Raw genomic sequence first — 12,152 nt, 5'->3', positions numbered from 1 at the left:
GACCATGAGGGCCGCGTGGCGGGGGCGGGTGCCGCCATGGCCGGGGCGGTGGGGGGAGGGGGATCGGTTGGTTGGGTCATTGTCTGTGGCAACATTAGGGCAGGGTATGCCGCGCTGGCTAGTCCCGACGTGGTGAGCGGTGGGGGCTGGGGGTGCTGTGTGGGCAGGTGGGGTGGCTGGGGGTCTTGAGTTTGCTAATAATTTCCATGATCAGGCAATTTCCTCACCCCAGCATTGCAGGCGCGCATTGCAGGGGGGCGCGTGCTCGGCTAGATGCAGCGCTTTGGTGCGCGCCGGGTGGGTCCGGAGCGGCAATGGGGGTGTGCTGGCCAGCAAGTGGGCGCGCGTGCCCCCCATACGGGAGTTGACATGCGACGCAGACGTGGGCGGCCGCTTAATGGCTGGCTTATAGTGGACAAGCCCTCGGGCATGACCTCCACTCAGGTGGTAGGGCGGGCCAAGCGGCTGTTTGACGCGCAAAAGGTCGGCCATGGCGGCACACTGGACCCGCTGGCCACGGGGCTTTTGCCGCTGGCCTTTGGCACAGCCACCAAAACGGTGCCCTATGTTATGGACGGCACCAAGGTTTACCAGTTTACCCTGCGTCTGGGGGAAGCGCGTGACAGTGATGATGCGGACGGCGCAGTGACCGCCACATCCGACGTGCGCCCCAGTGATGAGCAGCTGCGCGCGGCCCTGCCAGCCCTGACGGGGGACATTATGCAGGTGCCGCCGGTGTATTCCGCCCTAAAGGTTGCGGGCGAGCGGGCGTATGACATGGCGCGCGATGGCCGCCCGCCAGAACTGCCCCCCCGCCCCGCCCGCGTGGACCGCTTTGAGCTGATCGCCCGCCCCGATGCGGACACGGCGGTGTTCGAGGTCGAATCCGGCAAGGGCGTGTACATGCGCGCACTCGCACGTGATGTGGCCCTTGCATGCGGCACTGTCGGCCACATTGCGGTGCTGCGCCGCCTGCGCGTGGGGCCTTTTACCGAGGCCGATGCAATTGTGCTGGACAAACTGACGCCAAACGACGACAACGCCCATGCTTCTGCGGAACTGCTTCTTCCGGTCGAGACCGCGCTGGCCGACATCCCGGCGCTGGCCCTGACTGAGGAGGAAGCCGTTCTTCTACGCCACGGACGGGCGCTGAGCCTGTTGGATCTGATGGGACGTATCCCCCAGACCGACGCCTCGGGGACTGTGCGTGTCATGGACGCAGAGCGTGTGCTTGGCCTTGGCCGCCTTGAGGATGGGCAGTTGAAGCCAGTACGGATTCTATGACATTTTTCTGATGGAGACATGTGATGTCGATTACCGCTGAACGCCGTACCGAAGTTATTGCAGAATACCAGACCGCACCGGGCGACACGGGTTCGCCCGAAGTGCAGGTCGCAATCCTGACCGTGCGGATCAACAACCTGACCGACCACCTCAAGACCCACGCCAAGGACTTCCACTCCCGCCGTGGCCTGCTGATCATGGTTGGTCGTCGTCGCAGCCTGCTGGACTACCTGCGTGGTAAGAGCCAGAGCCGCTACGAAGCGCTGATCGCCCGTCTGGGTCTGCGCCGCTAATCCAGCCGTTTTCGTCCGCAGGTCAGGCGTTGCGCCGGGCCTGCGGGTGGCTGGATGGGTTTGTTGGGGGTTTTTGTGCTGGCCTTATGGCCGCCAAACCCCCATATAACCGTTTGTACGCCACAGGCTTGGCACGCGGGCACTACGTTCCGGGTAAGGCCACGGCGTTTCCGACCACATGGCGCCTGGGCGGTGCAGCCGCCAGTCTCCATGCCGTCCGAGGCGCTGTCTGCCATTCGGTTCTGTCCCGCTGTTTTGTGTGGTTTTGAACAAAGACACTGTAAACAGAAGAAGAGACGACAGAATGTTTAATTATTTCCGCAAAGAAATTGAATGGGCCGGTCGCCCGCTGGTGCTCGAAACCGGCAAGGTCGCCCGTCAGGCCGATGGCGCCGTACTGGTCACCTACGGCGAAACCGTGGTCCTGTGTACCGCCGTTGGCGCGCGTGACGTCAAGGCTGGTCAGGACTTCTTCCCCCTGACCGTCAACTATCAGGAAAAAGCCTACGCAGCAGGCAAGATCCCCGGTGGGTTCTTCAAGCGCGAAGGCCGCCCTTCCGAGAACGAAACGCTGGTCTCCCGCCTGATCGACCGCCCCATTCGTCCCCTCTTCCCCGAAGGGTTCCGTAATGAGGTGCAGGTCATCGCCACGGTGCTGACCCACGACATGGAAAACGACCCGAGCATTCCCGCCCTGATCGGCTGCTCGGCTGCGCTGACCCTGTCCGGTATTCCGTTCTTTGGCCCCGTGGGCGCTGCCCGCGTTGGCTTTAAAGACGGCGCATTCATCCTCAACCCCACGCTTGAACAGCTCAAGGAAACCGACCTTGATCTGGTTGTGGCCGGCACCGCCGAAGGCGTGCTGATGGTGGAATCCGAAGCATCCGAACTGTCCGAAGACGTGATGCTCGATGCCGTGACCTTTGGCCACACCGCCTTCCAGCCCGTGCTGGACGCCATTATTGCGCTGGCCGAACACGCCGCCAAGGAACCGTGGGACCTGCCGAGCGAAAGCAAGGAAGAAGCCGCCCTGCGCAAGCAGGTGGACAAGCTGGGCCGCAAGCTGATTGCTGACGCTTACAAGGAAAAGCAGAAGCAGACCCGCTACGAAAAGCTCAAGGCCGCGCGTGACGCGATTGTGGAAAAGCTGACCGCCGCCGAGCTGGACGTGGCTGCTGCCAAGCCCATGATCAAAGACCTTGAAGCCGATGTAGTCCGCACCTCCGTGCTCAAGACCAGCAAGCGCATTGACGGGCGTGACCTTGTAACCGTGCGCCCGATTGTGCCTGAAGTGGGCGTGCTGCCCCGCGTGCATGGCTCCGCCCTGTTCACCCGTGGTGAAACACAGGCACTGGTTGTGACCACGCTGGGCACCGGGCAGGACGAGCAGGTGATTGACGCGCTGGAAGGCGAATACCGCACCAACTTCCTGCTGCACTACAACTTCCCTCCCTACTCGGTGGGTGAGTGCGGCCGCGTAGGCTCCCCCGGCCGTCGCGAAATCGGGCACGGCAAGCTGGCATGGCGCGCCCTGCACCCGCTGATGCCCAACCGTAAGGAATTCCCCTACACGGTGCGCGTTGTCTCCGAAATTACGGAAAGCAACGGCTCCTCCTCCATGGCGACCGTTTGCGGTAGCTCGCTGGCTCTGATGGATGCCGGTGTGCCCCTCAAGCGCCCTGTGGCCGGTATTGCCATGGGCCTGATCAAGGAAGGCGACAAGTTTGCCGTCCTGTCCGACATTCTGGGTGATGAAGATCATCTGGGTGACATGGACTTCAAGGTCGCCGGGACCGAAGCGGGCGTGACCGCTTTGCAGATGGACATCAAGATCACCTCCATCACGCCTGAAATCATGAAGATCGCTCTGGGTCAGGCGCGTGATGGTCGTCTGCACATTCTGGGCGAAATGAGCCGTGCGCTGACCGAAAACCGCACCACCGTTGCCACCACGGCGCCGCGTATCACCACCATCAAGGTGCCGCGTGAAAAAATCCGTGACGTCATCGGTTCTGGCGGCAAGGTCATCCGCGAGATCGTGGAATACTCGGGTGCGAAGGTGGATATTGGCGACGACGGTACAATCACCATTGCCGCCACAGCCGAAGACCAGACCAAAAAGGCGCTGGAACGCATTAACGGCATTGTGGCCGAGCCCGAACTGGGCCGCATCTACGATGGTAAGGTTGTCAAAACCGCTGATTTTGGCGCGTTCGTCAACTTCCTTGGTGCGCGTGACGGTCTGGTCCACATTTCCGAACTGGCGCAGGGCCGCGTTGGCCGCACGTCCGATGTGGTCAAGGACGGGGACGCCGTTAAGGTCAAGGTCATCGGGTTTGATGACCGCGGCAAGGTCAAGCTGTCCATGCGCGTTGTGGATCAGGCTACGGGTGCCGACATTACGGAAACCGTGGGCGAAAAACCCGCCCGCGCACCGCGCCGGGATGCCGAATAAGGCATTCCTCACACGGGGGAGGGGTCACTCCTCCCCCATGTGGCCGGAGCAGACACGGGTCTTTTAGAAAAACGACAGGATAGTCATGAAGGCGATTAACACGCTTCGCATGGGGGGCACGGATGTCCTGCCGCTGGTAGAAGGCGGCAAGGGCGTTTCTGTTTCCACGGGTGCATCGGCCGGGGCATGGGCTGCTGCAGGGGGTGCGGGCACGATCTCCATTGTCAATGCGGACAGCTATGACGAGCAGGGTCGCCCGGTGCCACAGGTCTACCATGGCCGCACCCGCCGGGAACGGCATGAGGAGCTTGTGGACTACGCCATTCGTGGCGGCATTGCGCAGGCCCGCATCGCGCACGAGGTCTCGGGCGGTAAGGGTCGTATCCACGCCAACATCCTGTGGGAAATGGCCGCGTCCGAGCGGGTTATTACCGGGGTGCTGGAAGGGGCCAAGGGCCTGATCCACGGGCTGACCTGTGGCGCGGGCATGCCCTACCGTCTGGCCGACATTGCGGCGCGTTTTGGCGTACATTACTACCCAATTGTCTCCTCCGCCCGTGCGTTCAATGCACTGTGGAAGCGTTCGTACAGCAAGGCGTCCGACCTTCTGGGCGGCGTGGTGTACGAGGACCCGTGGCGTGCAGGCGGGCATAACGGCCTGTCCAACACGGAAAACCCCTTTGCGCCGGAAGACCCCTACCCGCGTGTGCTGGCCCTGCGCCAGGCCATGCGTGGCTTTGGGCTGGACAATACCCCCATTATCATGGCCGGTGGCGTCTGGTGGCTGGAAGAATGGCAGGACTGGATTGATAGTGAGGAACTGGGGCCGATTGCCTTCCAGTTTGGCACCCGTCCGCTGCTGACGACCGAAAGCCCGATCCCCGATGCGTGGAAGCGCCGGTTGCTCACCCTCAAAAAGGGCGATGTGTACCTCAACCGCTTCTCCCCCACCGGGTTCTATTCCTCCGCCGTGAACAATGGCTTTTTGCACGAGCTGCGCCAGCGCACCGAGCATCAGGTCCCCTACGGTACGGAAGCAACGGAAGAGCTGAGCGTGGCCTATGGCGTAGGCCCGCGCAAGCGCGAGGTGTTCCTCAAGCCAGAAGACGTGGCGCGCGTGCAGCAGTGGGAGAGCGAAGGCTTTGTGGAGCCGCTGCGCACCCCTGATTCCACGCTTGTTTTTGTCACCCCCGACCGCGCCCGCCTGATTGTGGCAGACCAGACGGACTGCATGGGCTGCCTGTCCGAGTGCAAGTTCTCCAACTGGAGCCAGCGTGGCCCAAGCTACAGCAATGGCCACCGGGCGGACCCGCGCTCCTTCTGTATCCAGAAGACCCTTCAGGCCGCGGCCCATGCCTCCGGCCCGGATGCGGACAAGGTGATGGACGAAAACCTGATGTTTGGCGGCACCAACGCATGGCGCTTTGGCACGGACCCGTTCTATGCCAACGGCTTTGTGCCCACGACCAAGCAGCTTGTCGAACAGATCATGACAGGCAGGTAAGCGCTTTTGCCCCCAAGGCGGCCTGTGTGGCCGGTGCGGGGGATAAGTTCCAAAAAAAGGCGGCCCTCCCATATGGGGGCCGCCTTTTTTATTTTAAGGGCCGTGCTGGCCCGCTGGCAGGCCTAGCTGCGTGATGCGCGGCTCATGCGGGCGATTTTCTGGTCCGTTGTGTACTGGCTCAGGGCGTAAACCGACCAGATGGTCGCGGGGATCCACCCGATAAGCGTGACCTGCAACACAAGGCAGGTCAGCCCAGCAAAGGGGCGGCCAATGGTAAAGAACTGCAACCACGGTAAAAGCAGGGCAAGGATAAGGCGCATCGGGCGTAAACTCCATGTTATGGGCCATGATGGCCACAGCCACGCGCAAGGAGCAAGGGCGCACAGGGGGTGGGTGGTTTTATACAAGGCAAAAAGCGGGCCAGCGCTAGGAGGTTGGGGGGGTTGTGTGCTAGAAAACACCAAGCACCACGGCAACTGGTGCACAGGTGGATTTGGCGCGGAGTGCGGGCAGCAGCCCAGCCCCCGCGCAGCATGACAGAACGGATGAACCTTGACCGAGATTTCTGACCAGACCGGATCACCGCAGCCTTCAGACCTTGTGCCCGTGACCATTGAGGAGGAGATGCGCTCCTCCTACCTTGCGTATGCGATGTCGGTCATTGTCAGCCGCGCGTTGCCCGATGTGCGCGATGGGCTCAAACCCGTGCACAGGCGTATTCTCTACGCCATGCACGAGAGCGGCTTTACGCATGACAAGCCTTACCGCAAGTCTGCCCGTGCGGTGGGTGAGGTCATGGGTAAATACCACCCCCATGGTGACAGCTCCATTTACGAGGCCATGGTGCGTATGGCCCAGTCGTGGTCCATGCGCGTCAAGCTGATTGACGGTCAGGGTAACTTTGGCTCGGTGGATGGGGACAGCCCCGCCGCCATGCGTTACACCGAAGCGCGTCTGGCCAAGTCCTCCACCTTCCTGCTGGGTGATATTGACCGCGATACGGTCGATTTTCAGCCCAACTATGATGAGAGCGAGAGCGAACCCACGGTTCTGCCCGCGGCCTTCCCCAACCTGCTTATCAACGGTGCCACGGGTATTGCCGTGGGCATGGCCACCAACATCCCCACCCACAACCCCGGCGAGGTGGTGGACGCAACGCTGGCCCTGATTGCCAACCCGGCCATGACGCTTGAAGAGCTGATGGAGATTGTACCGGGGCCGGACTTCCCCACCGGGGGCACCATTCTGGGCCGCTCTGGCATTCGCAGCGCCTATGCCACGGGGCGTGGGTCGGTTATTATCCGCGCCAAGGCCGATATTGAGGAAATTCGCAAGGACCGCAAAGCCATTGTGGTGAGCGAGATCCCTTATCAGGTCAACAAGGCCACCTTGCAGGAGCGCATTGCCGAGCTGGTGCGCTCCAAGCAGGTGGAAGGCATTGCCGACATCCGTGACGAATCCGACCGCTCGGGCATGCGCGTGGTTATTGAGATCAAGCGCGATGCAACGCCCGAAGTGGTGCTCAACCAGCTTTACCGCTTTACCCAGCTCCAGACCTCCTTTGGCGTGAACATGCTGGCTCTGGACGCCGGCAAACCCCGCCTGATGGGGCTGAAGGACGTGCTGGAGGCCTTTATTGCCTTCCGCGAGGAAGTTATTCTGCGCCGCTCGCGCCATGACCTGAACAAGGCGCGTGACCGTGCCCATATTCTGGTCGGGCTGGTGATTGCGGTTGCCAATATTGATGCGGTCATCGCCCTGATCCGCGCCGCCCCCGATGCCGCCACCGCGCGCGAATCGCTTATGGCGGCACAGTGGAACGCGGCGGATGTGGAACCCCTGCTGGCCCTGATCCATGATGAGGGCAACGTGGTGGTGGACGGCAAGGTCCGCCTGACCGAGGCACAGGCCCGTGGTATTCTGGAGTTGCGCCTGCAACGCCTGACCGGGCTTGAGCGCGACAAAATCCAGAACGAACTGTCCGAAGTGGCGGTGCGGATTAACGAACTGCTGGAGATCATCAGCAGCCGCCCCCGCCGCCTGGAAGTGCTGTGCGAGGAGCTGACCCGTGCGCGCGCCGAGCTGGTAACTCCGCGCGTGACCGACATTACCGATTATGACGGCGATCAGGATGATGAAAGCCTGATCGAACCCGGCCAGATGGTGGTGACCATCACGCGGGAAGGCTTTATCAAACGCACCCCGCTGGACGTGTTCCGTGCCCAGAACCGTGGTGGCCGTGGCCGCACCGGGGCCGGTACACGCGGGGATGATATTGTGGTGCGCTCGTTTAATGCGCACACGCATCAGTGGGTCATGTTCTTCTCCTCCGGTGGCAAGGTGTACCGCCAGAAGGTGTGGCGTCTGCCAGAGGCAGGCCCCGCCGCCAAAGGCCGCGCGCTGGTCAACCTGCTGCCCGACCTTGGCTCGGACACCATTACCGCCGTCCTGCCCCTGCCGCAGGATGAGGAACTGTGGGAAAGCCTGCACCTTGTGTTTGGCACCGCCAGCGGCGGTGTGCGGCGCAACCGGCTGAGCGACTTCCGCAATATCCGCGTCTCGGGCATGATCGCCATGAAGCTTGATGAGGGCGATAGCCTGATCGGCGTTGCCACCTGCCGCGACGGGCAGGACGTGTTCCTTGCCACCCGCAAGGCGCGCTGCATCCGCTTCCAGATTACGGATGACACGGTGCGTGTGTTTGCCGGGCGCGGGTCGTCGGGTGTGCGTGGTATCCGTTTGGCCGAGGGCGACCGGGTCATCAGCCTTGCCGTGCTCAACCATGTTGAGGCCACGGTGGAAGAGCGCGCAGCCTACCTGCGTATGGCCAACGCCAAACGCCGTGCCGAAAATGCCGCCGATACCGAGGATGATGCCGACATCACCGTGGTTGATGCGGATGAGGACGAAGGTGCCGCTGGCGCCGAGGCCCTGACCCCCGAGCGCTTTGCCCAGTTGCAGGCGGCGGAAGAAGTGCTGCTGATTGTGAGCGATGGCGGGTTTGGCCGCCGCTCCTCCGCCTATGATTACCGCGTAAGCGGGCGTGGCGGGCAGGGCATTACCAACATGACCTTCTCTGCCAACAAGCGCGGGACGGAAGTGGCGGCAACCCTGCCGGTGCTGCCGGGTACGGATGTCATGCTGGTGACCGATGCAGGCCGCCTGATCCGTGTGCCGGTTGATCAGGTCCGCATTATGGCGCGTCAGGCCAGTGGGGTGACGCTTTTGCGCCTTAATGATGCGGAGCGCATTACCAGCGTGTTCCCGGTCATGGACGATGGGGAGGATGAAGCGGGCGAGGCGGAAGATGCCGCCCCGCAGACCCCAGACAATGGTGCCGGTTCGGCCCCATGAGCACCCCTGCCAGCACGCCCACCGCCGCACCACGGCGTGTGGGGCTGTACGCAGGTACGTTTGACCCGGTCACCGTCGGGCATCTGGACGTGATCGAGCGGGCAAGCAGGCTTGTGGACCGGCTGATTATTGGCGTGGCCCATAACCCCGGCAAAAGCCCGCTTATGCCGCTGGATGAGCGGATGGAATGTGTGCGCGAGGCCCTGCCCGCCATCAAGGCGCGCACGGGGGGGGACATGACGGTAGTCTCCTTCCACTCGCTGTTGGTGGAGGCGGTGCGGGCCAATGGGGCTACGCTTATCTTCCGTGGTCTGCGCGTTCTGTCCGACTTTGACTACGAGGTGCAGATGACGGGCGTAAACCGCCGTCTGGATAGCGCGATAGAGACCGTCTTTCTCATGGCCTCGGAGCGCACGCAGTTTATTTCCTCACGGATGGTGAAGGAAATCGCCAGCTACCATGGCGATATTTCGGAGTTTGTAACACCCTATACTCAGGCGCGCCTGCTGGCCCGTCTGGCTGAACGTGCGGGCTGAACCGCACACCGGGTGTTGCCTTAACAGGAGAGTTTCTGATGTCCACAGAAGATAAAAAAGACCTGATTTACATGGATGTGCCCGCAGGCCGCGTGGTTATTCGCCTGCGCCCTGACCTGGCCCCCAAGGCCGCCGAGCGCCTGCGCACGCTGGCCGAGCAGGGTTTTTATGACAACGTGGCCTTCCACCGCGTGATCCCCGGCTTTATGGCTCAGGGTGGTGACCCCACGGGTACGGGCATGCACGGCTCCGATCTGCCGGACCTGCCTGCCGAGTTCACCAACAAGGCCAAGTTTGAACGTGGCACCATTGGCATGGCCCGTACATCTGACCCGAACAGCGCGAACAGCCAGTTCTTTATCATGTTTGAACCCTCCCCCCATCTGGATGGCCAGTACACCATTGTGGGTGAAGTGGTTGAAGGCATGGAGAACGTGGACAAAATCAAACGTGGCTCTGGCATGTCGGGCGTGGTGAACGAACCAGACCGGATTGCCAAGATGGTCCCCGCGGACAAGGCGGAAGCCTGATCCCACGCAGACGGCCCGCCCTAACCCGGCGGGCCGTTTTTGTATGGTCCTGCGCGCAGCCTGCCGTGGTGGTGAGCTGCCTGAGGGCGCATGCGGCATAAAGGCGCGCAAAAATGCCTTTGCGTGCTTGACGTAGGGGCCTAATCCGGTTAGGAAAAGCCCCATCACGCAGGGTCATTGGCTTTGTGTGCATATATGTGTGAGCCGGTAGCTCAGTCGGTAGAGCATTCGACTTTTAATCGAATGGTCGAGGGTTCGAGTCCCTCCCGGCTCACCATTCTTTCCGCTTTAAATTTCAGATTATAGTCAACCCGCCTGCCTGCTGCGCGGTGTGGCCTGCTCTGTACTTTTTCGTGTGTTAAACGGATTATAGTGTTCGGCTGCTGGCTGTGCATTGTATATGTCAAGCATTACAGGCTTTTGCATCGATACAGGGCTGGCAATAAATATGTATTTTTTATTAAAATCGCATTTTGTCGGCCTTATGGAAGGTATTTCCCTTGTATCCGCCTGTCTTGCCCTGTTGGGGGCCTTGTATAAGCGTGATGATGTGGCGTTTGCCTTCGGGCGCAAAAGCATAAAGGCCTTTATCCCGCTTTTTATGGCAACCAGTATCTGGACAGTGCATTACATCATTCTGTGCAGGGCCATGGGGCAGCCGTATGACGCGGTGGGCCTGCTCTACCCGCTTTTGTCTTACGGGTTTGTGGTGCTGGGCTTTTACTGCGCCCTTAAAGTGATTGATCTGGGGTTTGCTTTTTCCAATTACGTGTCTGGGGCTGTGATTGGCAGCTTTATAGCGCTGGACCACGTGATGGACAGATACGCTCTGGCGCACTCGGGGGCGGAAAAACTGGCGCAGGAAGGGCTGGGCATGGACAGCGTGGTGCTGGCCCTGTCCTTTGTGCTGCTCTGGTCATCCATTGTGGGGTATTTGACAGATTATTTTAAAAACCATGAGATGATAACGCGGCTCAAAGCAATTGCCTACACAGACACGCTAACCAGCCTGCAAAACCGCAATGGCCTGAATGAGCGTTTTGCAGACATGCTGGAAAAATCCGCCCAGAACAGCCAGACCTTTGCCTGCATGATGATTGATCTGAACAAGTTCAAGGACATAAACGATACCTACGGCCACCTTGTGGGGGATGAGATGCTGGCCATGATTGGCAGCAGGTTGAAAGAGAGCTTTGAGGATAAAGAGCATTTTGTAGGTCGTCTGGGTGGGGACGAGTTTATTGTGCTGGCCACTTACCAGAATGTGGCGGAGGTGGATGCGCTGGCAGAGTCCATTTACCGTCTGGTGGTTGCGCCGCATTGTGTGGGGTCTGTGCCGCTCCGGGTGGGGTGCTGTATTGGTATTTCCCTTTTTCCGCATGATGGCACAACGCAAAAAGCACTTATGGGCCATGCGGATATCAGCCTGTATGAAATGAAGAAAAATAACTGCGATGGCGTCTGTTTTTACAACGGAGGCTCCGTGCGAACGGCATTTACACTGGGTGTGCCAGCGGCAATCTGACCAGATGCCCTGCGGGGCGTAGCGCAGAAATAAAAACTGTACATGCGCGCAGTTTGTGGCATAAGGGGTGTAGTGTTGCCAGTTCTGCCAGCCCACGCGTGGGCTGCTGTTGCGGAAAGCGCCAGAACAGCCACGCTTTTTTCTTCACATTCCTGACCCTGTTGCCTGCTCCTGTTATGGGGGCGGGCTTTTTTGTGTTGGGGGTTTGGGCGCATCTGTCGGGCAGGGGCTATGGGCCTGTGCTGTCGGGGTGGCGGAAAAGGCGGCACGCAACCATCCACAAGGAGGTTCCAACCATGGCCAATACTGGCCAGAGCGCGCCTGTGGCGTGCACCACAACAGGCAACACGGCCAAGGTGGCTGCAATTGTTGCTTTTATTCCCTCGTTTTTTGCCGTTCTGCCACAAAACATCGGGCTGGCAATCTGTGCGGGTATGGTGACCTGTGCGGCCATAACGGCGGCAGTGCCCGCACCCAGCCAGAACAGGGTGCTGATCGTGCTGTACCAGATCGTGCGGGTGGCGGGGCTTGGGGTGCGTTATGCCGTGCCCTATATGGCGGCGCATCTGGGTAGGGCTGCTCTGGCCCCAGCACCCGGCCAGCCCCCGGGTTTAGCCCAGAGTGCTGGGGGTACTGTGGCCGAAAAAAACACCACAGCCTGAAAATAATCC

General features: G+C 60.9%; 11 protein-coding genes and 1 tRNA gene. 11 read left to right on the top strand and 1 reads right to left on the bottom strand.

All coding sequences use genetic code 11. The features are described 5' to 3' along the window. The 5 genes from HK26_RS13765 to HK26_RS11530 form a co-directional block, all read left to right on the top strand. The coding region (locus HK26_RS13765; protein WP_219337097.1) for a hypothetical protein at nt 1–189 on the top strand (189 nt) is incomplete at its 5' end. A 180-nt stretch (nt 190–369) separates the two neighbouring features. After that, complete coding sequence (truB, locus tag HK26_RS11550; RefSeq protein ID WP_086639920.1) at nt 370–1,284, top strand: tRNA pseudouridine(55) synthase TruB; 915 nt, start codon at nt 370–372, stop codon at nt 1,282–1,284. Nucleotides 1,285–1,307: 23 nt separating this feature from the next. Continuing rightward, nucleotides 1,308–1,577, top strand: coding sequence for a 30S ribosomal protein S15 (gene rpsO / locus HK26_RS11545; protein ID WP_025828754.1), 270 nt, complete (start codon nt 1,308–1,310; stop codon nt 1,575–1,577). Between the two features lie 304 nt (nt 1,578–1,881). Further along, entirely contained in the window at nt 1,882–4,032 is a 2,151-nt protein-coding gene (pnp, locus tag HK26_RS11535; protein WP_086639918.1) for a polyribonucleotide nucleotidyltransferase, read from the top strand. A gap of 85 nt (nt 4,033–4,117) precedes the next feature. Continuing rightward, nucleotides 4,118–5,536 carry an NAD(P)H-dependent flavin oxidoreductase gene (locus tag HK26_RS11530; RefSeq protein WP_086639917.1) on the top strand — a complete coding sequence of 473 codons (1,419 nt, stop codon included), beginning with the start codon at nt 4,118–4,120 and terminating at the stop codon, nt 5,534–5,536. A 122-nt stretch (nt 5,537–5,658) separates the two neighbouring features. Here HK26_RS11530 and HK26_RS11525 read toward each other — a convergent pair whose 3' ends face one another. Continuing rightward, entirely contained in the window at nt 5,659–5,856 is a 198-nt protein-coding gene (locus tag HK26_RS11525; RefSeq protein ID WP_025828750.1) for a YqaE/Pmp3 family membrane protein, read from the bottom strand. Between the two features lie 232 nt (nt 5,857–6,088). On the opposite strand from HK26_RS11525, the gene gyrA reads away from it, so the two are divergent. The 6 genes from gyrA (at nt 6,089) to HK26_RS13295 (ending at nt 12,143) form a co-directional block, all read left to right on the top strand. Next, entirely contained in the window at nt 6,089–8,890 is a 2,802-nt protein-coding gene (gene gyrA, locus HK26_RS11520; protein WP_086639916.1) for a DNA gyrase subunit A, read from the top strand. After that, complete coding sequence (gene coaD, locus HK26_RS11515; protein ID WP_086639915.1) at nt 8,887–9,426, top strand: pantetheine-phosphate adenylyltransferase; 540 nt, start codon at nt 8,887–8,889, stop codon at nt 9,424–9,426. The genes gyrA and coaD overlap by 4 nt, the downstream gene beginning before the upstream one ends. A 38-nt stretch (nt 9,427–9,464) precedes the next feature. Next, entirely contained in the window at nt 9,465–9,956 is a 492-nt protein-coding gene (locus HK26_RS11510) for a peptidylprolyl isomerase (protein ID WP_086639914.1), read from the top strand. A 201-nt stretch (nt 9,957–10,157) separates the two neighbouring features. After that, nucleotides 10,158–10,233: transfer RNA gene (locus tag HK26_RS11505), tRNA-Lys, on the top strand. Between the two features lie 123 nt (nt 10,234–10,356). Next, nucleotides 10,357–11,481 carry a GGDEF domain-containing protein gene (locus HK26_RS11500; RefSeq protein ID WP_086639913.1) on the top strand — a complete coding sequence of 375 codons (1,125 nt, stop codon included), beginning with the start codon at nt 10,357–10,359 and terminating at the stop codon, nt 11,479–11,481. Nucleotides 11,482–11,777: 296 nt separating this feature from the next. Further along, nucleotides 11,778–12,143 carry a hypothetical protein gene (locus tag HK26_RS13295; RefSeq protein ID WP_143296354.1) on the top strand — a complete coding sequence of 122 codons (366 nt, stop codon included), beginning with the start codon at nt 11,778–11,780 and terminating at the stop codon, nt 12,141–12,143. Nucleotides 12,144–12,152: the final 9 nt, after the last annotated feature.

The organism is Acetobacter okinawensis, assembly GCF_002153655.1.
Classification (GTDB): Bacteria; Pseudomonadota; Alphaproteobacteria; order Acetobacterales; family Acetobacteraceae; genus Acetobacter; species Acetobacter okinawensis_A.
Note: the sequence above shows the minus strand (reverse complement) of the source record. Positions and strands in the feature narration are given on the sequence as shown.

Bases quoted from the DNA above. Each gene is read 5' to 3' on its own strand.
- truB (WP_086639920.1), top strand. From the start codon at position 370: ATGCGACGCAGACGTGGGCGGCCGCTTAATGGCTGGCTTATAGTGGAC.
- rpsO (WP_025828754.1), top strand. From the start codon at position 1,308: ATGTCGATTACCGCTGAACGCCGTACCGAAGTTATTGCAGAATACCAG.
- pnp (WP_086639918.1), top strand. From the start codon at position 1,882: ATGTTTAATTATTTCCGCAAAGAAATTGAATGGGCCGGTCGCCCGCTG.
- HK26_RS11530 (WP_086639917.1), top strand. From the start codon at position 4,118: ATGAAGGCGATTAACACGCTTCGCATGGGGGGCACGGATGTCCTGCCG.
- HK26_RS11525 (WP_025828750.1), bottom strand. From the start codon at position 5,856: ATGCGCCTTATCCTTGCCCTGCTTTTACCGTGGTTGCAGTTCTTTACC.
- coaD (WP_086639915.1), top strand. From the start codon at position 8,887: ATGAGCACCCCTGCCAGCACGCCCACCGCCGCACCACGGCGTGTGGGG.
- HK26_RS11510 (WP_086639914.1), top strand. From the start codon at position 9,465: ATGTCCACAGAAGATAAAAAAGACCTGATTTACATGGATGTGCCCGCA.
- HK26_RS11500 (WP_086639913.1), top strand. From the start codon at position 10,357: ATGTCAAGCATTACAGGCTTTTGCATCGATACAGGGCTGGCAATAAAT.
- HK26_RS13295 (WP_143296354.1), top strand. From the start codon at position 11,778: ATGGCCAATACTGGCCAGAGCGCGCCTGTGGCGTGCACCACAACAGGC.